At 66.1% G+C, this 18,709-nt stretch carries 17 protein-coding genes, 2 pseudogenes and 1 riboswitch; of the genes and pseudogenes, 9 read left to right on the plus strand and 10 right to left on the minus strand.

Features of this window, described 5'->3' with window-relative positions; all coding sequences use genetic code 11:
- Nucleotides 1–31: 31 nt before the first annotated feature.
- Entirely contained in the window at nt 32–745 is a 714-nt protein-coding gene (locus VEI45_RS03390; RefSeq protein ID WP_324850132.1) for an NAD-dependent deacylase, read from the plus strand.
- Here VEI45_RS03390 and VEI45_RS03395 read toward each other — a convergent pair.
- From VEI45_RS03395 to VEI45_RS03405, 3 genes are read right to left on the minus strand one after another with little or no spacing between them, the layout of a single operon-like run.
- Nucleotides 742–1,395, minus strand: coding sequence for a class I SAM-dependent methyltransferase (locus tag VEI45_RS03395; RefSeq protein WP_324850134.1), 654 nt, complete (start codon nt 1,393–1,395; stop codon nt 742–744). The two genes, VEI45_RS03390 and VEI45_RS03395, sit on opposite strands and share 4 nt — an antisense overlap.
- Nucleotides 1,392–2,111 carry a TetR/AcrR family transcriptional regulator gene (locus tag VEI45_RS03400; protein ID WP_324850136.1) on the minus strand — a complete coding sequence of 240 codons (720 nt, stop codon included), beginning with the start codon at nt 2,109–2,111 and terminating at the stop codon, nt 1,392–1,394. Before VEI45_RS03400 ends, VEI45_RS03395 begins: the two co-directional genes overlap by 4 nt.
- On the minus strand, nt 2,104–4,488 hold the full coding sequence (locus tag VEI45_RS03405) for an MMPL family transporter (RefSeq protein ID WP_324850138.1): 2,385 nt from the start codon (nt 4,486–4,488) through the stop codon (nt 2,104–2,106). Before VEI45_RS03405 ends, VEI45_RS03400 begins: the two co-directional genes overlap by 8 nt.
- Nucleotides 4,489–4,768: 280 nt before the next feature.
- On the opposite strand from VEI45_RS03405, the gene VEI45_RS03410 reads away from it, so the two are divergent.
- Entirely contained in the window at nt 4,769–4,927 is a 159-nt protein-coding gene (locus VEI45_RS03410; protein WP_324850165.1) for a hypothetical protein, read from the plus strand.
- Nucleotides 4,928–5,061: 134 nt separating this feature from the next.
- On the opposite strand, the gene VEI45_RS03415 is transcribed toward VEI45_RS03410, so the two are convergent.
- Both VEI45_RS03415 and VEI45_RS03420 read right to left on the minus strand, forming a co-directional pair.
- Nucleotides 5,062–5,814 (minus strand): 3-hydroxyacyl-CoA dehydrogenase, encoded by a 753-nt coding sequence (locus VEI45_RS03415; protein WP_324850140.1) that lies wholly within the window; start codon nt 5,812–5,814, stop codon nt 5,062–5,064.
- A gap of 65 nt (nt 5,815–5,879) precedes the next feature.
- Nucleotides 5,880–6,953 (minus strand): CaiB/BaiF CoA-transferase family protein, encoded by a 1,074-nt coding sequence (locus VEI45_RS03420; RefSeq protein ID WP_324850142.1) that lies wholly within the window; start codon nt 6,951–6,953, stop codon nt 5,880–5,882.
- 98 nt (nt 6,954–7,051) lie between these two features.
- Here VEI45_RS03420 and VEI45_RS03425 point away from each other — a divergent pair, with 98 nt between their 5' ends.
- Nucleotides 7,052–7,864 (plus strand): enoyl-CoA hydratase, encoded by an 813-nt coding sequence (locus VEI45_RS03425; protein ID WP_324850144.1) that lies wholly within the window; start codon nt 7,052–7,054, stop codon nt 7,862–7,864.
- Between the two features lie 11 nt (nt 7,865–7,875).
- Here VEI45_RS03425 and VEI45_RS03430 read toward each other — a convergent pair whose 3' ends face one another.
- Nucleotides 7,876–8,598: a CPBP family intramembrane glutamic endopeptidase gene (locus VEI45_RS03430; protein ID WP_324850146.1), complete on the minus strand. Its 723-nt coding sequence runs from the start codon at nt 8,596–8,598 to the stop codon at nt 7,876–7,878.
- Nucleotides 8,599–8,958: 360 nt separating this feature from the next.
- Between VEI45_RS03430 and VEI45_RS03440 the strand changes: the two are divergent.
- Nucleotides 8,959–9,132, plus strand: a pseudogene (locus VEI45_RS03440) (FAD-binding protein); the annotation flags it as partial.
- 80 nt (nt 9,133–9,212) lie between these two features.
- Here the strand turns inward: VEI45_RS03440 and VEI45_RS03445 are convergent.
- Nucleotides 9,213–9,995 carry a crotonase/enoyl-CoA hydratase family protein gene (locus VEI45_RS03445; protein WP_324850148.1) on the minus strand — a complete coding sequence of 261 codons (783 nt, stop codon included), beginning with the start codon at nt 9,993–9,995 and terminating at the stop codon, nt 9,213–9,215.
- Nucleotides 9,992–11,149 carry a thiolase family protein gene (locus VEI45_RS03450; protein ID WP_324850150.1) on the minus strand — a complete coding sequence of 386 codons (1,158 nt, stop codon included), beginning with the start codon at nt 11,147–11,149 and terminating at the stop codon, nt 9,992–9,994. The genes VEI45_RS03445 and VEI45_RS03450 overlap by 4 nt, the downstream gene beginning before the upstream one ends.
- A gap of 100 nt (nt 11,150–11,249) precedes the next feature.
- Here VEI45_RS03450 and VEI45_RS03455 point away from each other — a divergent pair, with 100 nt between their 5' ends.
- From VEI45_RS03455 to metE, 3 genes are all read left to right on the plus strand, one after another.
- Nucleotides 11,250–11,903: an SDR family oxidoreductase gene (locus tag VEI45_RS03455; protein ID WP_324850153.1), complete on the plus strand. Its 654-nt coding sequence runs from the start codon at nt 11,250–11,252 to the stop codon at nt 11,901–11,903.
- Nucleotides 11,904–12,648: 745 nt separating this feature from the next.
- Nucleotides 12,649–12,882 carry a tyrosine-type recombinase/integrase gene (locus VEI45_RS03460; RefSeq protein ID WP_324850155.1) on the plus strand — a complete coding sequence of 78 codons (234 nt, stop codon included), beginning with the start codon at nt 12,649–12,651 and terminating at the stop codon, nt 12,880–12,882.
- A gap of 17 nt (nt 12,883–12,899) precedes the next feature.
- Nucleotides 12,900–13,106: riboswitch (cobalamin riboswitch) on the plus strand.
- Between the two features lie 136 nt (nt 13,107–13,242).
- Entirely contained in the window at nt 13,243–15,513 is a 2,271-nt protein-coding gene (gene metE, locus VEI45_RS03465; protein WP_324850157.1) for a 5-methyltetrahydropteroyltriglutamate--homocysteine S-methyltransferase, read from the plus strand.
- A 76-nt stretch (nt 15,514–15,589) separates the two neighbouring features.
- On the opposite strand, the gene VEI45_RS03470 is transcribed toward metE, so the two are convergent.
- The gene (locus VEI45_RS03470) at nt 15,590–17,347 is read right to left on the minus strand and encodes a DUF3556 domain-containing protein (RefSeq protein ID WP_324850158.1); all 1,758 of its coding nucleotides are present in this window, start codon (nt 17,345–17,347) and stop codon (nt 15,590–15,592) included.
- 147 nt (nt 17,348–17,494) lie between these two features.
- Here VEI45_RS03470 and VEI45_RS03475 point away from each other — a divergent pair, with 147 nt between their 5' ends.
- Together VEI45_RS03475 and VEI45_RS03480 are read left to right on the plus strand one after the other, a co-directional pair.
- Nucleotides 17,495–17,962: a hypothetical protein gene (locus VEI45_RS03475; RefSeq protein ID WP_324850161.1), complete on the plus strand. Its 468-nt coding sequence runs from the start codon at nt 17,495–17,497 to the stop codon at nt 17,960–17,962.
- Nucleotides 17,959–18,348 (plus strand): DUF393 domain-containing protein, encoded by a 390-nt coding sequence (locus VEI45_RS03480; RefSeq protein WP_324850163.1) that lies wholly within the window; start codon nt 17,959–17,961, stop codon nt 18,346–18,348. Before VEI45_RS03475 ends, VEI45_RS03480 begins: the two co-directional genes overlap by 4 nt.
- Before the next feature lies 1 nt (nt 18,349).
- On the opposite strand, the pseudogene VEI45_RS03485 reads toward VEI45_RS03480, so the two are convergent.
- Nucleotides 18,350–18,709, minus strand: a pseudogene (locus tag VEI45_RS03485) (hypothetical protein); the annotation flags it as partial.

Here is an 18,709-nt window from a genome sequence, read left to right on the forward strand (position 1 = left end):
CAGTATCCCGCAGTCCGGCTATGTTGGTGGGGTGCGAATAACGGTCCTGTCCGGCGCGGGAATCTCGGCGGAAAGCGGCGTGCCGACGTTTCGCGACGACAAGAACGGACTGTGGGCCAAATTCGACCCCTACGAGTTGTCCAGCACGGAAGGTTGGCTTCGCAACCCCGAGCGGGTTTGGGGATGGTATTTGTGGCGGCACTACCTGGTGGCCACTGTCGAACCCAACCCTGGCCACCGCGCCGTCGCCGCCTGGCAGGACCACGCCGAGGTCAGGGTCATCACGCAGAACGTCGACGACCTGCACGAGCGCGCCGGTAGCTCACCGGTGCATCACCTACACGGCAGCTTGTTTGACTTCCGTTGTGCGACTTGCGGTATGCCCTACACGGGCCAGCTGCCCGACATGGCGGAGCCGGCCCTGGAAGTAGAGCCACCGACCTGCGACTGTGGCGGCTTGATCCGGCCCGGCATCGTGTGGTTCGGCGAGCCGCTGCCCGAGGAGCCCTGGCAGGACGCGGTGGAGGCGACGACCGCCGCCGATGTGCTGGTCGTGGTAGGCACGTCCGGCATCGTGTATCCGGCGGCGAGCCTGCCTGAATTGGCGCTGGCGCGCGGCACGGTCGTCATCGAGGTCAATCCAGAGCCCACGCCGCTGTCCGACAGCGCCACGATCACCGTGCGCGAAACGGCCAGCAAGGCGCTGCCGACACTGCTGCAGCGGTTGCCCGCCCTGTTGAACTAAGCCGGACGTCGCGCCCGGCCGAGCACGAACTCCGACACCGGCAGCGGCGCCCACGCCGGCAATGTCTGCTCAATTCGGGAATGGTCCACTTCGAATCCCACGGCGCGGATCGACTGCTCGGTGTCGCGGTGGGTATGGCAATTACCCGCAAACCTCGGCCAGATCGTCGCATCGACCAGCTGCTGGAACCGGCCCCGGATCCCGCCGGTGGCGATGTGCTCCAGATACCGCAGCTCGCCGCCCGGGCGCAGACACGAAAGCAATTCGCGCAGAACCGAATCCGGGTCACTCACTGAGCAGAGCACGAGCGAACACACGACCGCGTCAAACGACTCGGTGGCCGAGTAATTTTCCACCGCCTCATCGCTCACCACAACCGGAACGTGCGCGCCCGCGGCCGCAGCGCGGGCCCGGACGGCCAGCCGATGCTCGGGCTCGACCGCGACAACCTGCACAACGGATTCCGGGTAAAAGGCGAAGTTGGTCCCAACGCCTGCACCCACCTCCAGGACCCGGCCGGACAACCCGGCCAGGTTCTCCCGACGCAGCGCCCGGATCTGCTCGGTTTCGTGCGCGGCGATGGTGGGCCAGATCAGGGCGAAGAACGGGTTGTCGACCTTGACCGGGGGCCGCTGGTGCGAAGCCGTCACGCTTGCGAACCTTCCGTCTGTTTCTGCGAAGATCCAACCGCCATCAGCCACTCCAAGGTCTGCTGCGGGGTGGCGTCGGCGCCGACCAGTTCCTCCACGATATGCCCGCAGAACACTGCACCGAGCACCCGATCGGCGAAGTCGTTGGCGTCGCCGAACGGCAAATGCGGTTTAGCGATCAGCAGCGAGGCCACCCCGTGCGCAGCGCTCCACAGTTTCAGGGCGACGGCCGTCGCATCGCCGGGCGGGCAGACGCCCTCGTCCATCAGCGCCCGCACGGTGGCACACATGTGCTCGAACGCCGAGCTGGCCAGGGCGGCGTCGACGTCACTGCCCGAACGCCACTCACCCATCGTCGCGATCCGGTAGAGCTCCGGGGTCTCGGTGGCGAACCGGACATAGGCCAGCCCCTGAGCTCGCAGCACCTCGATGGTGCACGGCTGTCCCGCCGACACCCGCTGCATTTCCTCGTCCAGCTTCTCGAAGTAGCGCGCGCAGACCGCGTCAAGCAGCGTGCCTTTGTCTTCGAAATGCAAATAGATCGACGGCGGCGTCACACCGACGCGTTGCGCCACCGAGCGGATCGATACCGCCTTTGCGTGTTCGGTTTCCAGCAGGAGTTCGGTCGCGGCGTCCAGGATTTGGTCGCGAAGCAACTCGCCGGACCCGCGCGGTGCACGACGGCGGCGGAGATTGTCGGTGGACGGGCTAGCCACTGTCGCTGATCGTAGCGCCGGCACGTGCCGCCCGATCGCCGATGGACGCGGCCCGGTCGACGTCGTCGCGGCGATGCCTTCCGGCCGAACGGCCGGCGGTGACCAGCAGGGTCTCGTCGTCGGCGGCCTCACTGATGCCGAACCGCTCGTGCAGCCACACCAGTGGTTTGGGCGCCCACCAGCTCCACTGCCCGAGCACGTGCATGAACGCCGGAACCAGAACCATCCGCACCAACGTCGCGTCGGCCAGCACGGCGAGCGTCAGGCCGACACCGAACATCCGCATAAACGACACCTGAGCGGCGATCAGCGCTGCGAACGAGATCGACATCACCAGCGCAGCGGCGGTAACCACGCGGCCGGTCCGGGCCAGCCCGAGCGCCACGCTCTCGTCGTTGTCGGCACGCTTCGTTTTGCTGGTCGCCGTCGCGGGGCGGGCAGCGCCGGAAGCCAACCAGAACTCGCGAATCCGGGAGACCAGGAACACCTCGTAATCCATGGACAGGCCGAACGCCACGCAGAACAACAGCACCGGGATGTTGGCGACCAGCGTCCCGCTCGGGGTTGTGCCCATTGCGCCGAGGTGGCCGTCCTGGAAGATCCATACCAAGGCGCCGAACGCCGCCGTCAACGACAGCACGTTGCACACCAGTGCCTTCACCGGCAGCACCACGCTGCCAGTGAGCAGGAACAACAGTGCGAACGTGATCACGGCGATGAGCCCCAACACCAGCGGCAGCCCGGTGGTGATCCCGCGCACGCTGTCGCGGTTGATCTGGGCCAGGCCGGCCATCTCTACCGACCGGCCGGCGGGCCCCGCCACCGCATGCAACCGGTCGAGCTGGGTGTCGGAGGCTTGCGAGAACAGCGGCGCGGTGCTGGCGACGGTCAAAAATGCACTGCCGCCGGTCATTCCGGTGGGCGCGGATGGCGGTCCGGCCCGGTTGCCGGCCGCGAACGTCCCGGTCGGGGCCGACACGGCCGAGACGTTGGCCACCCGGGACAGGTCGGCGGCATAGCGATCGAGGTCGGCCGGGCTCACACCGCGAACGTCGGGGATGACGACGGGCACCGCCGTCGCCGAGTCGTCGGTGAAGTCGCGGCGCAGCTGGTCACCGACCGCATGGCCGGAGGCCGACTGCGGCAGCACCCGGTCGTCGGGCATGCCCCACTTCACCCCGAGGAATGGAACCCCGAGCACCAGCAGGAATACGACGACGGCCAGACCGATCGGCACGGCCCGGCGCGTCACGAATTTGGTCGACCGATACCAGAACAGCTGCTCGACGAGCTTGCGCACCGGATCCGGGCGACCGAGCATCCGCCGTCCCAGCCGGCGCACGTCGAGCGTGTCCAGCCGCGGCCCGAGCAGCACTATCGCCGCGGGTGTCACCACGATCGCCGCCACAGCGACGAACGCCACGGTGGCCACGCCGGCGTAAGCGAAGGACTTCAAGAAATACATCGGGAACAGCACCATCACCGCCATCGACAAAGCGACGGTGGTCGCCGAGAACAGCACGGTGCGGCCCGCCGTGGCCATGGTCCGGATCAGCGCCTCGTCGCGATCGCAGCCGTCGGCCAGCTCATCGCGATAACGGCTGATGATCAACAAGGTGTAATCGATGGCCAGCGCCAGACCCAGGGCGCTGCTGAGGTTCAGAGCATAGGTCGACACATCGGTGCTGAAGCTGATGAGCCGTAGCACCGACATCGATCCGACGATTGCCAGCCCACCCAGAACGACGGGCAAGGCCGCGGTCAGCAGCCCACCGAAAACCCAGACCAGCACCAGGAAGCTCAGCGGAATTGCGATGGACTCCATCAGCAGCAGGTCACGCTCATTTTGCTGATTGATCTGGTCGTAGACCATCGCCACCCCGCCGGCCCGGACCGTGACGCCGTCCCGGTCGTGCACGACCCGCTTGGCGATGGCCTTCGCGTAGTTCTGCGCGTAGTTCTCGCCGCCCTTGAGGTTGGCTACGATCAACCCGGATTTGCCGTCCTTACTCACCAGGTCGGCGACGAGGTGCGGTGCAATGGCGGCGGGTCCGGTCCATGCCGAGGACACGTTGTAGACCCCGGCCGACCGTCTCACCTGATCGACGATGTCGGCGGCGACCTGGCGGGCTTGGTCGCTTTGCGCGCCGCCCGGCGCGGTCACCAGGATCACCAGCTGCTGATCGCTTTGCCCGAACTTGTCAGTCAGCAGGTGGATGGCCCGGGCCGACTCCGACGCCGGGTCCTGGAAGCCGCCGGCCGACAGGCTCTTGGCGACCGGGAGCCCGAAGATTGCGGCGGCCACCATAACCAGAGCTGCGACCGCAAGAATCCGGTGCGGCACGACGATGGCGAGGCGAGCGATTCGCTCCAGCATGCGTATCCTTCCCCGTGACTACCCACGCTAACTTATCAGCGATAACTTAGCCACGCAGCGTCCGACGCGTCCTCAGACGCCCTACCAATAGATACGGACCCGGTATCCGCGATGGTTCACCGTAAAACGGATTAACCAGGAGATTTTCCGCAGCCTATAGGGTGCTGTTTGGATGCGCGACGAACATCCAGGAGTCCGGACGAGCCGTCCAGAGCGGGCTGAACCCTACCCGACGGTAATATTGCCAACGTTTTCCGAATCGTGACTCAAAGATTCCTTAATGGTGGCTCATAAGCTCATCTACATGTGGATCGATGACGACTCGAGTGCCGGCGTAATCAAAGCCGATTTCGAGGCTCTCTACAACGGCGACGTGCTGGTAGAGGGCGACTGCTCGGAGCAGCTCGACGATTGGCACCCGCTGCCCACCGCGAGCTGATCTACGCGCAGCGCGCCTGGTGAGCTGAGCGCGCCGCTAATGAGGCAAGACGAAGCCTCAATCGCACCTTCGCCGTTGCCATATCGTTTCGGTCCCCGCAATGCCGGGGACCTTTTCGTTGGGTCGCCGAGGTTCTACCTCGGGGCCATCCGGATCGCGCCGTCCAGCCGGATGACCTCCCCGTTGAGCATCGGGTTCTCAACGATGTGCACGGCCAGCGCGCCGTACTCGTCGGGATTACCGAGCCGGCTGGGGTGCGGCACCTGCCGGCCGAGCGACTCCCTGGCCGGCTCGGGCAGGCCGGCCAGTAACGGGGTGTCGAACAGGCCGGGGGCGATCGTCATCACGCGGATGCCCTTGCTGGCCAGGTCGCGGGCGATCGGCAGCGTCATGCCGACCACGCCACCCTTGGACGCCGAGTAGGCGGCCTGGCCGATCTGGCCGTCGAACGCCGCCACCGAAGCCGTGTTGATGATGACGCCCCGCTCTTCGCCGACCAGGTCGTTTTTGGCGATCCGCTCGGCGCCCAGGCGCAACACGTTGAAAGTGCCGATCAGGTTGATCTCCACGACGGTGCGGAAGAGATCCAGCGGAAAGACGCCATCCTTGCCCAGCACCCGGATGGCGTTGCCAGTGCCGGCGCAGTTGACCACGATGCGCAGCGGGCCAAGCGACTCGGCGATATCCAGGGCCGCGGTCACCGCCTTCTCGTCGGTGACGTCAGCGGGCGAGAAACGCGCACGGTCACCGAGCTCACGGACCACCTCTTCGCCTTTGAGGTCGAGCACGACCACCTGTGCGCCGGCGTCGAGCAGGCGCTTGGTGGTGGCCAGGCCCAGGCCCGACGCCCCACCGGTGACGAGTGCTACGGCATCCCTGATCTCCACGCAAATGTTCCTTTCGGTTCGTCGGGCCGCTCCCCCACAGGAACCGACCTACTGGTTGGTCGGGACTATACCCAGTCGCTCAGGACGGCTTCGGTGTCCGCTCCGGGCTCGCCTGGCGGGCGCGGCTCGCCGGGAACTGTGCGCGAGAACCGCGGTGCCGGTAGCGGCTGGAGTCCGCCGTTGGCCTGGTAGAAGGTCTTCCGCTCGGTGACGTGCGGCTCGGTCTGGACCTCACCGAACGCCAGCACCGGTGTCACGCACGCGTCCGAGTCGGCGAACACCTTCGCCCAGTGGTCGCGGTCGCGGCTGGCGAACACCTCAGTGAACCGGGCGCGCAGCTCGGGCCAGCGGGTGCGGTCGTTTTGCTTCGGCAGGTCGGCGGCGTCCAGGCCGAGCCCGGCCAGCATGGCCGCGTAAAACTGCGGCTCGATCGCACCCACAGCGACGTAACGACCGTCCGCGCATTCGTAGGTGTCGTAGTACGGCGCGCCGCCGTCGAGCATGTTGGTGCCCCGCTCGTCGGTCCACATGCCCATGGCGCGCATCCCCCACATCATCTGCACCAGCACCGATGACCCGTCGATCATCGCCGCGTCGACGACCTGGCCCTTGCCGGAGGTCTGCCGCTCCCACAGCGCCGCCAGGATCCCGACCAACAGAAACATCGACCCGCCGCCGAAGTCGCCGACCAGGTTCAGCGGCGGCACCGGCCGCTCGTTGACCCGGCCGATCGCGTGCAGCACGCCGTTGAGCGAGATGTAGTTGATGTCGTGGCCGGCCTGCTGGCTGCGCGGGCCGGTTTGACCCCAACCGGTCATCCGCGCGTAGACCAGCCGGTCGTTGACCTTGGCGCAGTCTTCCGGGCCGAGGCCCAGGCGCTCGGTGACGCCCGGGCGGTACCCCTCGATCAGCACGTCGGCCTTGGCGACGAGCTTGAGGACCAGCCCGCGGCCCTTCTCGGATTTGAGGTCGGCGACGACGAAGCGCCGGTTGCGCAGCATGGGGTCCGCGCCACTGGCTCCGGGTCGGTCGACGCGCACGACGTCGGCGCCGAGATCACCGAGGATCATCGCGGCGTGCGGGCCCGGCCCGATCCCGGCCAGCTCAATCACCCGCAGCCCTGTCAACGGTCCCGCCATCTAGCGACCTCCTTGTCGGCAAACCGGCCTGCATTTCCGTTCGCATCTTCGCAGTCGGCCGCAGCGGCACTGCACCCCGGTCGCTTAAGGTGATCCCCATGACCGCCATCGATTCCGGAATCGACACCCTCGCGCCCGTCGCCGGGCTTGCTGTCACCCTTGCCCAGGGGGTGTTTTCGGTGACGATCGATCGTCCGGACAGCCTGAACTCGCTGACGTTGCCGGTGCTGTCCGGGATCGCCGATGCGATGGAGCAGGCGGCCACCGATCCGCGGGTGAAAGTGGTGCGCTTGGGCGGCGCCGGCCGCGGCTTCAGCTCCGGGGCGGGGATGAGCGCCGACGACGTGGCGGCCGGCGGTCCGGGGACCGAGCTGATCTTGGCGGCCAACCGCGCTGTTCGGGCCATCGCGGCGATCCCGCATCCGGTGGTAGCGGTCGTCCAGGGACCCGCTGCCGGTGTCGGTGTATCCCTGGCCCTAGCCTGCGATCTGGTCTTGGCTTCGGACACGGCGTTCTTCATGCTCGCCTTCACCAAGATCGGACTGATGCCCGACGGCGGCGCTTCGGCGCTGGTTGCCGCCGCGGTCGGCCGAATGCGTGCGATGCGAATGGCGCTGCTGGCCGAACGGCTGCCCGCCGCAGATGCACTCGCTTGCGGACTGATCAGCGCGGTCTACCCGGCCGACGTTTTCGAGGCCGAGGTGGACAAGGTGGTGTCCGGATTACTGGCCGGCCCTGCGGTGGCGTTCGCCAAGACCAAAGACGCGATCAACGCGGCCACACTTTCCGAGTTGGAGGCTGCGCTGCAGCGCGAACTGGAGGGTCAGTCGGTCCTGCAGAAGTCACACGACTTCGGCGAGGGCGCAAGGGCTTTCCAACAGCGGCGGACGCCGAACTTCACTGACAGCTGATTCCGGCAAGTTCACAAACCGAACAGCGGGGGCAACGCAAGCAGCACGACCAGAGTCCAGACGAAGTGCGTCAGGATGGGTGCCAGCACCCCGCCGGTCGCCCGCCTTTCCAATGCGCACACCGTCCCTAAGATGATGGCCGCGAACCCGAGTATCGGGTTGCCACTGGCCAACGTGGCGGCCACGTACACGATGGTCGAGACGAGTGCCGGATGGTACCGGCCCAGCGCGGTGTAGAGCGCGCCGCGGTAGAACAGTTCCTCGGCGATGCTGCCGATCAGCGCGATGGCCATGGTGACCCGCCACGATCCCTGATCGGTGAATTGCAGCACGCGGGTGATCAGCTCGGAGACCGCGGGGATCTCTCTGGCGATCAACCCGCCGACCACGAAGACAGCGCCGAGCAGCAGACCGACCACGGTGCCGGTGATTACCGGGCGCTGGTTGCGACCACGCCAGCGGACGCCGCCGAGGTGCAACGGTCCGGAGCCGAATGACCCGATCGCCCACACCGCCGCCAGCGCCAGCGCCAACCAGTAGAAGCTTGACTCGCCGGGGTGCCGTCGCAAGACCAGACCCAACACCCCGGCGCCGAGCAGCAGCACGATCGCGACGACGATCCGCCGGCGTCGCTTGACCGAGGGCGGTTCATGACGCGGCACAGCGACATTGACTATCCCGCGACGGATCTCGGCCAGGGTACTGGTCGGCAGGCGACTGCTCACATCGGGCATCGGCACCGCTCCTCCCCATCGCTTCGTCGGCGGCGCGGGTCATGCGAAACGCACCTTCGGTGTCAGAGTGATCAGCATGTCGAGGCCAGCTCGCAGCCTACCTGCGATCGGCCCGGGGACGGCGTCCACCAACGCGAGAACGGGCCGAGCGATCGAAGGTGTCACCATTCTTGCGAGACCTTGCAAGCTACCGGTCTTGTTGCATGCGCGCAGTTAATTCGGTCGTTGCCCCTCGATACTGCAAGCAGCAACGGCGTGTCCCAGGCCCGCCCGACTCGCCCGACGGGCGCGCGGTGCACAATCCGATTTATTGTGGTTTAGTTCCAACCGATTGGACTGAATCAGCGAAGCGGCCCAGCCGTGACTGACCATGCCGATCTGCTGGTCGTTGGTGGCGGTCCCGGTGGCCCTGCCACCGCATTACATGCTCGCAGGCAAGGACTTTCGGTGATCGTTGCCGGGCCGCGGGAGACCCCGATCGACGAGGCGTGTGGTGAAGGGTCGATGCCCGGCGGTCTGTCCGAGCTGGTAGCCGGCGTGCGGTCGTCCCGGCATCCACCCTGCTGCCCGGCTTCGGCGCGCTTACGATCGCCGCGGAGCTTTTCTTCCCGGGCTCAGCGCGCTTTCCAGACCGGCGGCCGCTTTTCGGCGAAGGCCAGCGGGCCTTCTTTGGCGTCCTCGGATTTCAGCACTACGCCGAATTCGCGTTGGGTGCGAGCCCAGCCGGGTTCTTCGTCGGGGATGACGCCGTCGTCGACACCGTAGGCGATCCGCTTGCTGGCCTGGACCGACAGCGGCGCGTTCACGGTGACCCGCTCAGCCAGCGCCAGCGCGGCTTCCAGCACCGTGCCGTCCGCGACGACCTGGTTGATCAGTCCCCACTTGGCGGCCTCCGCGGCGCTGATCGGCTCACCGGTGAGCACCATCTCAAGCGCGATCTTGCGCGGCAGCTGATGCACAATGCGGAACACCCCGCCGGCAGCGGCAAACAATCCGACCTTGACCTCGGGCAAACCGAATGTCGCGCTGTCGCAGGCCACCACCAGATCACTGGCCAGCGCCAGTTCGGTGCCGCCGCCTAACGCGGTGCCGTTTACCGCGGCGATCGTCGGCTTGTCGATGAAGTGGTGCACGTAACCGGCGAAGCCCCATTCGCCATGGTCGGGGTGATACAGATTCTCGCGCCGCGAAATCGCCTTGAGGTCTGCTCCGGCGCAGAAGGATTTGTCGCCGGCGCCGGTAATCACCACCGCCCGCACCGCGGCGTCGTTTTGCGCTTGCTCGAGCGCGTCGCCGACGGCGGTGCTGACCGCGCCGTTGACCGCGTTGCGGGCCTCCGGCCGGTTGATCGTGATCACCAGAACATCGCCGCGCCGCTCGGTGAGCGCTGCCGTCACAGCAGCTCCACAATAGTGGCGTTGGCTTGACCGCCGCCCTCGCACATCGTCTGCAAGCCGTAACGAATTCCCTTGTCCCGCATGTGGTAAAGCATCGTCGTCATGATCCGGGCACCGGATCCACCGAGCGGATGGCCGAGTGCTATCGCGCCGCCGTTGGGGTTGAGCTTCTTCTCGTCAGCCCCGATGTCCTTCAACCACGCCAGCGGCACCGGCGCGAACGCCTCGTTGACCTCGAAAACCCCGATGTCCTCCAGCTTCAGGCCGGAGCGCTTCAGCGCCTTCTGGGTCGCCGGGATCGGCGCGGTCAGCATGATCACCGGGTCGGCGCCGGCCAGTGTGGCGGTGTGCACCTTGGCGATCGGGTTGAGCTTCAAGGACTTCGCTTTCTCCGCCGACATGAACAACAACGCGGCCGACCCGTCGGAAATCTGGCTGGAGTTACCGGCGTGGATCACGCCGTCCTCCTTGAAGGCGGGCTTCAGTTGCGCCATCTTCTCGATCGGCGTGCCGCGGCGGATGCCTTCATCCTTGAGGACCACTGAATTTTCTGAGCCGTCCGTAACTTTGATCGCCACGATCTGGTCGTCGAATGCACCCGAATCTTGTGCGGCAGCAGCTTTTTCATGAGAGCCAAGGGAGAATTCGTCGAGCGCGGTCCGGTCGAACCCCCACTGCTCGGCGATCATCTCGGCACCGATGCCCTGGTTGGGGATCGCCCCGTGGTAGCGGTCCAGGAAGCCCTGTGAGAACGGCCTGCCGCCGTTGGCGAGCGAGGACCCCATCGGGGTCCGCGACATCGACTCCACACCGCCGGCGACGACGACGTCATAGTGGCCGGCGATCACGCCGGCGGCGGCGAAGTGGATCGACTGCTGGCTGGATCCACACTGACGGTCGACGGTGACACCGGGAACGGTCTCGGGCCAGCCGGCAGTCAGCAACGCTGTGCGCCCGATGTCGAGCGCCTGCTCGCCGGCCTGCATCACGCATCCCCAGATCACGTCGTCGACGATCTCGGGATCGACGCCGGCCTTCTGGACGAGTCCGTTGAGAACCTGCGCGGACAGGTCGGCGGCGTGTACGCCGGACAGCCCTCCGTTGCGCTTGCCGATCGGTGAACGCACCGCTTCGACGATGACGGCTTCAGCCATGACCTTCTCCCTATGACACGAGGTTTGTGCCTCGATTGTTAACCAACCCGTTGGACGGCCCGCCGGGGGGGTGCTCAGCCGGAAGGTAGCGTCGAGAGTCATGTCGCGCATTGTCGTCATCGGCGGCCACGGCAAGGTCGCTTTGCACCTGGCTCGCATCTTGACCGAGCGAGGTCACGAGGTGGCGTCGGTCTTTCGCAATCCCGACCACGCCGACGACGTCGCCGCGACGGGTGCTCGTCCGGTCGTCGCGGATATCGAGACACTGGACACCGATGCGCTGGCCGAGCTGCTCGCCGGGCACGACGCGGTAGTGTTCTCCGCCGGGGCCGGCGGCGGTAACCCGGCCCGCACCTATGCCGTCGACCGCGACTCCGCGATCCGCGTGATTGATGCCGCCGGGCAAGCCGGCGTGCGGCGCTTCATCATGGTGTCGTACTTTGGCGCGGGACCGAACCATGGTGTAGCGGAGGATAATCCGTTCTTCCCCTATGCCGAGGCCAAAGCGGCCGCCGATGCCCACCTCCGGGCCAGTGACCTCGATTGGACCGTGCTGGGCCCCAGCCGGCTGACGCTGGAACCGGCGACCGGTCGGATCGCCGTGGGCACCGCCGGCGCCGACAAGGGAGAGGTCTCGCGAGAAGACGTCGCACTCGTGGCGGCCGCCGTGTTAAGCGATGACACGACGATCGGCCGGATGATCGAGTTCAACAACGGCGACCTGCCCATCGCCGAGGCGCTGGCTGCCGAGTAATCTCCTCTACGCAGCTGGTTTGCCGGCGGTGTCAAAGCGACGGCGTCGACATCGGGCGAAGCATGTTAGATGTGCTTCGTAAGAGGGAACCCGGTGAGAGTCCGGGACTGTTTTTGACGGTGCTGGTGAGCGACGTAAACCACGTGTGAGCAGCAGCAACAACATCACTGGAACTCACGCTAGTTATCTGTGACTGTGGGCAGGTTGTGGGCACAGTGTGGGCGCGATCAGCTCACCAATTGCCTGAAACGTTCCAAGACGGATCACCCCACCAGTCGTACGTCCCCGCCGACAGGTCGGGGGCCGGTTTTGGCGGCGGCGGAGGCGGCTGCGGCGCGTTAGTGGGTGGATCCGCTGGCAGCGGCGCCGGAAGCACACTCGGTGTGTCCGCGGGCGCCGCATACGCCGGGATGCTGACGGCCGCGGCGGGTAGACCCAGAAGCATCCCCGCCACCACGATCTTCGCGATTCTGCCGCGGGATCCGGACGATCTTGCCCCAGTCATTGATCACTCCTCTCGCCGGGTGCCGAACATCACAATCTTCATCGGATCCCGGTAAGTGAATGTTGCCACGTAATCGCCCGCAACGTTGGGCCGGGACGGGCGGGGAAAGAGGACCCGCCCGTCGTAGACGCGCTGGCCCGCACCGCCGAGGGTAAGGGCCGCGACGACTTGCTGTGGTCGTCCACGTCGGGCGGCTATCTTAGATCGCCGGATTCTGACGAGTCGTGGTTGGCGGGCGCGGTGGCACGCTGCCGGGAGGTTGACAAGACATTCCCACGGGTGACCGCTCACGACCTGCGCCACACCGCGGCGTCGTTGGCGATCCATGCCGGCGCTAACCCGAAGGTGGTGCAGCGGATGCTCGGGCACTCCAGCGCGGCGATGACACTCGACGTGTACGCCGATCTGTTCGACTCCGACCTAGATTCCGTCGCAGAAAGTGTGGGCAAAATGTGGGCACGGCAAGCGATCTAGCACCTGTGTTCGACACCGAAAAACGCTCCGACTAGGGTGTATGCCGCAGTCGGAAAGGGAACCCGGTGAGAGTCCGGGACTGTCCCGCAGCGGTATGCAGGAACGACCGCCGTCTGAAAAGCACTGGTCTTAGAAAGAACCGAGACCGGGAAGCGACGGCCAGTAGGAGCACCACCCGGTGTGCGCCTGTGAGTCCGAAGACCTGCCGACTGTGCCGGGCGCGCCGCGCCTGGCGGCTCATCGCCTCGTGGAATGGGCGTACGGCTCTCCTGGTTGCAGGAGTGTGCTGGCGGCACACCGCATCCGGGTCTGCTTCGCGTCCGCTGGCGGTGACCACCCCGTCGATTGAAGGACGAACTCGTGACCGCAACACCGTTTACCGCCACCGTCACCGGCACCCCGCGCATCGGCCCGAAACGCGAACTCAAGCGTGCCACCGAGGGCTACTGGGCGGGCCGCACCAGCCGCTCCGAGTTGGAAAACGTCGCCGCCACGCTGCGCCGCGATACCTGGTCACAGCTGGTCGCCGCCGGCCTGGATTCGGTGCCGGTCAACACCTTCTCCTACTACGACCAGATACTCGACACCGCCGTGCTGCTCGGCGCGCTGCCGGCCCGGGTGCAAAGTGTCTCCGACGAACTAGACCGGTACTTCGCCGCCGCCCGAGGCACCGAGGACATCGTGCCGCTGGAAATGACCAAGTGGTTCGACACCAACTACCACTACATCGTCCCGGAGATCGGGCCGAAGACTGCGTTCACCCTGAACCCGGCCAAGGTGCTGGCTGAGCTCAACGAGGCTCAGGAGCAAGGGATTCCGGCGCGGCCGGTGATCATCGGCCCGATTACCTTCCTGCTGCTGAGCAAGGCGGTCGACGGCGGAGGCGCGCCGATCGAGTGGCTCGACGAGCTCGTTCCCCTCTACGCCGACCTGCTCGGGCAGCTCGCCGACCACGGGGCCGAGTGGGTCCAGCTCGACGAGCCGGTGCTGGTCACCGACATCTCCGCCGACGCGCCCGCACTGGCGGGGAAGGTCTACTCGACCCTGGGCTCGGTGAAGAAGCGGCCCGCTATCCACGTCGCCACCTACTTCGGCGACCCCGGCGCCGCCCTGCCCGCGTTGGCCCGCACGCCCGTCGAGGCGATCGGCGTCGATTTGGTCTACGGCGCCGACGCCGCGATCGCATCGGTTCCCGAGCTGGCCGGCAAGACGCTGGTGGCCGGGATCGTCGACGGCCGCAACATCTGGCGCACCGACTTGGAGTCGGCGCTGAGCAAACTGGCCGCGCTGCTGGGCTCAGCGGAGGCAGTTGCTGTTTCGACGTCATGCTCGACGCTGCACGTGCCGTACTCGCTGGAGCCCGAGACCGAGCTGGACGACGCGCTGCGCAGCTGGCTGGCATTCGGGGCCGAGAAGGTGCACGAGGTCGCTGTCCTGGCGCGTGCACTGCGCGAAGGCCGTGACGCAGTCGCCGACGAGATCGCGGCGTCCAACGCAGCCGTCGCCTCGCGTAGGAAGGACCAGCGGCTACACAACAACCAGGTCCGGGCCCGCATCGACTCGATCACCGCTTCCGGCGCTCATCGTGGGCCGGCCGCCGAACGCCGGGAAGCGCAGAACGCGCGGCTGCATCTGCCACCACTGCCGACCACCACGATCGGGTCGTTTCCGCAGACCGTCGAGATCCGCAAGGCCCGCGCCGCGCTGGTCGCCGGTGAGATCGACGAGGCCGAGTACACCCGCCGGATGCAGCAGGAGGTCGCCGACGTGATCAAGCTGCAGGAGCAGCTTGGTCTGGACGTGCTGGTGCACGGCGAACCGGAACGCAACGACATGGTGCAGTACTTCGCCGAGCAGCTGGAGGGCTTCTTCGCCACCAAGAACGGCTGGGTGCAGTCCTACGGCAGCCGCTGCGTGCGGCCGCCGGTCCTCTACGGTGACGTCACCCGCCAGCACCCGATGACGGTGGAGTGGGCAAAATACGCGCAGTCGCTGACCGACAAGCCGGTCAAGGGCATGCTCACCGGTCCGGTCACGATCCTGGCCTGGTCGTTCGTCCGTGATGACCAGCCGCTGGCCGACACCGCCTACCAGGTGGCGCTGGCCATCCGCGACGAGACGGTGGACTTGCAGTCGGCCGGTATCGCGGTGATCCAGGTGGACGAGCCCGCGCTGCGGGAACTGCTGCCGCTGCGCGACGCCGACAAGGCGGCCTACCTGGACTGGGCGGTCGGCTCGTTCCGGCTGGCGACCTCTGGTGTTTCGGACGCGACGCAGATCCACACTCACCTGTGCTACTCGGAGTTCGGAGAGGTGATCGGTGCCATCGCCGACCTAGACGCCGACGTCACGTCGATCGAGGCGGCCCGCTCGCACATGGAGGTGCTCGACGACCTCAACTCGATCGGCTTCTCCAACAGCGTCGGACCGGGTGTCTATGACATCCACTCGCCGCGGGTGCCCAGCACCGACGAGATCGCCAAGTCGCTGCGTGCTGCGCTGAAAGCCGTTCCCGCTGAGCGGCTTTGGGTCAACCCGGACTGCGGTCTGAAGACCCGCAACCCCGACGAGGTGAACGCGTCACTGAAAAACCTGGTGGCCGCCGCCGAAGAAGTGCGGGCCGGCGCGTAACTCCGCATGTCACGCCCCGAGCGTGAAACTGTTGCAAAAAAATCGCGCGTGATGTCAAGCGGTTAGTGCAACAGCTTCACGTTCGGCGTGTGGCCCGACCCTCGGTGCGGCTTTCATGCACGCACACCGGCACGTCGTCGGCCCACGGCTGGCGGGTCACCATGTCGGCCACCCGAACGTAGCCGCGCTCGAATTCGCCGGTGGCGGCGTCCACCAGCCGATACTGCTGGGTCTGATGGTGGATGGGCTGAGCGTCGAGCATCACCACCCGCACCTCGCCCGGCTCGAAGTGGCATCGCTTGTGCAGGGCCGCGACCAACTGCTCGTTGCTGAAGTGCCCGTCGCCGAAATTCCAGCCGATGGCGGTGCTGCATATCCGCTCACCATCGGTGAGAACGTAGTCTTCCTCGTTCTGATCGGCCATCGCGCGGTGCGCCAAGGTGAACAGCGCCCTGCCGTGAGTGTTGAAGGCACGGAACGCATATCCCATGTACATCGGGATCAGCGCGGCTTCCTTGCTGCCGTAGAACTTCTCAAGCTGTGCGGCGGGCATGCTCGCGATCGCTACGACGCCCCTGGCGATCTTCTCCTCGGCCGATGGCTTGATGCACCACAGCGTGGTGTCCCAGTTACCCGCGTAGTAGCGCATACCCGGCAGAAAGGAAACCTTGCCCGGCAACAGGTTTCCCACCACGACAGTACCGGCGACGACGGCAAACAGCACAATCGGCAGCGGTGTCGTCAAGTCGCCCAGCCCTATCGAGGCGTGGCCGACGAACAGCGCCAGCACGCTGAACATCATGAAGACGTTCCACTCCAGCGGCACACCCATCGGAATCGACGACAGGATGCCAAAGTGGAAGCACAGCATGATGAATGCGGCGATCGCGGTGGGCCAGCCGCCGTGACTGAAGAACAACACAAGCGGCACCAGTCCCTCGATCCCGGTGCTGAAATGCGCGAGCCAGCGCGATGGCCGGCCAGGACGCAGGTCGTCCGGGAAGTGTTCGAAGAACTTCCGTTTGATGAACCGCGGCCGGAACACCGGATTGTTGCTCATCATCGTCGAGATGACGAACGGAAAGTGCTTGTTGAGCTTGGACGTCGCTGCGCCCAGCCAGATCACCAGGCACACCAGCTTGGCGCCGAGGATCATGTCCACGCCGTAGCCGGCGAACAGGAAGGCGACAGTGAACGAGGCGTACACCTCGCCGCGGGCGGCCAGGAAGATGACCTTGTCGCGCAGACCCAGCGCGGCCAGCACGCCGAGCACCGCCCAGATCTGCCACGCCGGCAGCACCCCGACCGTGGTCCCCAGCGCCGGGACCGGCCCGGTGCCATCGGAGAAGATCGCGATGACGAGCAGCACCAGTAGCGCGCCGTACAACAGCGCGTCGACGGCTGTGCGCGCATCCCCCTTGGTGAGCGGTACGCGATTCGGCCAGGGCGGCAGCCGGATGGTGCCGGGCCGCAGCCAATACAGGATCGAGCCCATCGGTGGAAAGAACCGGTTGTTCAGCGGTCCGAAGCCGCAGCCCAGGCCGACCACTTCGAACAGCATGGTGTAGAGCACGACCTTTTCGAACACGATCGGCTCGGCGTACCAGTGCGCGACATTGGTGAAGCCGTTGATCCCCGTGGTGGTCAGCGCAAGCAGCCACGCCCCCAGGATGTACAGGCCGATCTTGACGACGTAGAACAGGTGCAGCGCGACCGGGGTACCGAAGCCGACCTCGGCCCAGTGCCGGGCCATCGGGATGATCTTCTCTGCACGGGTACCCTTGCTCCACTCCTCGAAGTCGATCTGCGGGGTGTCCTGTTTGAGAAATCCCATGGCGGCAAGACTAGAACGTGTTCTAGCCGGATTGTCCGGGTTCAGCAGAACAACATCTGACCTTGACTACTACGTAGTGTAGTAGTAAAACTGGTGGTTGGGCAGTCAAATTCTCCTTACCGGCCCCACCAAGGACGGTGATCCGCGATGATCGATCAGATTTCGCCGGGACGCGACACTACTGACATTCTCCGTTGGGCCGCAATAGCATTCGCCATCGGATTCGGAATCCACGGCCTGGACCATGTGCGCCGCGGCATGTCGGCATCGCCACCGTTCATCATGGTCGGCGGCATGATCCAGGGACTGTTCGTCGCTGTTGCGGTCGTCATGGCGCTCACCCGGCACCGACGGGCGCCGGAAGCGGCGATCGCGGTCGGATTCGCCAGCGCCGTGCTATTTACCTACGCGCATCTGTTGCCGACTTTCTTGCCGGGCTACCAGGACAGCTTCGTCTCGCCGCCGCACATCAACGTGACGTGGTTCTCCTGGTTCTCCGCCCTGACCGAGATCGGCACCGGCATTGTGTTCGCGATCGCCGGTATCCGGGCGCGCCGAACCCTCGGCGAAGCGTCGGTCGTCCGGCTGCGGCCACGCCAGGGTGTCTCACAATGAGCACCGGACCGGCGGGAATCCTGTTCTTCGACGGAGCCTGCGGAATGTGCACTCGCTCAAGGGATTTACTGTTGAAAATAGATCGAACCGGTGACCTGAGGACTGAAGCGCTGCAAAGCTCCGGCGCCGCCGAGCGACTGGGTATCGCGCCGACAAGTCTGCTCGAATCGGTCCGGTGGCTGGACGCCTCGGGTGCGGTCTACTCCGGCGCAGAGGCTGCCAACGCGGCCTTCTCGGCGGCCATCGGCACCCGAATCCCGTTGGCAATTTACCGGATTCCCGGCGTCCGCTTCATCGAAGAGGCCGTCTACCGATGGGTCGCCGCGAATCGCTATCGCTTCCCGGGGACTACCCCCTACTGCCAATCACATCCGAGCGCCTGCTGAGCTAAAAGGCAGGCACCCCGTCCCGGTGCGGATGCAGCGCGCCAATAGGTGAGGTGAGCGGGATGTGCAGCGCGTCAACGATTCCGGGTTCAGCATCGCAGACCCAGGGTATGGCGTTGACCGCGCGCATGCCCGTTGCCAGCAAGCCGTGATCGTTGTGGCTCTCACCGGGCCGATACCCGACTTCGAACTCCGCATCGAAGCTCGGCTCGCCGTCGATATTGACCCGCCAGATGCCATCGGTTCCGCCGGTTCGGCCCTTCGGCCAGTCTGGTGCCAGATCGTCGGCGATGCGGTCCACGTGCTCGATGGTGACGACGTCGCGGCCGTCGACGACGCCGATGCACGCTGCCCGGGTGGC

This window comes from Mycobacterium sp. (genome assembly GCF_035623875.1).
GTDB lineage: Bacteria > Actinomycetota > Actinomycetes > Mycobacteriales > Mycobacteriaceae > Mycobacterium.

What these genes read in the sequence shown, in the direction of transcription:
- VEI45_RS03405 (WP_324850138.1), bottom strand. Translation starts at nt 4,488, where the DNA reads ATGCTGGAGCGAATCGCTCGCCTCGCCATCGTCGTGCCGCACCGGATT.
- VEI45_RS03450 (WP_324850150.1), bottom strand. Translation starts at nt 11,149, where the DNA reads ATGGCTGAAGCCGTCATCGTCGAAGCGGTGCGTTCACCGATCGGCAAG.
- VEI45_RS03480 (WP_324850163.1), top strand. Translation starts at nt 17,959, where the DNA reads ATGAGCACCGGACCGGCGGGAATCCTGTTCTTCGACGGAGCCTGCGGA.
- VEI45_RS03430 (WP_324850146.1), bottom strand. Translation starts at nt 8,598, where the DNA reads ATGCCCGATGTGAGCAGTCGCCTGCCGACCAGTACCCTGGCCGAGATC.
- VEI45_RS03475 (WP_324850161.1), top strand. Translation starts at nt 17,495, where the DNA reads ATGATCGATCAGATTTCGCCGGGACGCGACACTACTGACATTCTCCGT.
- VEI45_RS03470 (WP_324850158.1), bottom strand. Translation starts at nt 17,347, where the DNA reads ATGGGATTTCTCAAACAGGACACCCCGCAGATCGACTTCGAGGAGTGG.
- VEI45_RS03455 (WP_324850153.1), top strand. Translation starts at nt 11,250, where the DNA reads ATGTCGCGCATTGTCGTCATCGGCGGCCACGGCAAGGTCGCTTTGCAC.
- VEI45_RS03425 (WP_324850144.1), top strand. Translation starts at nt 7,052, where the DNA reads ATGACCGCCATCGATTCCGGAATCGACACCCTCGCGCCCGTCGCCGGG.
- VEI45_RS03410 (WP_324850165.1), top strand. Translation starts at nt 4,769, where the DNA reads ATGGTGGCTCATAAGCTCATCTACATGTGGATCGATGACGACTCGAGT.
- VEI45_RS03420 (WP_324850142.1), bottom strand. Translation starts at nt 6,953, where the DNA reads ATGGCGGGACCGTTGACAGGGCTGCGGGTGATTGAGCTGGCCGGGATC.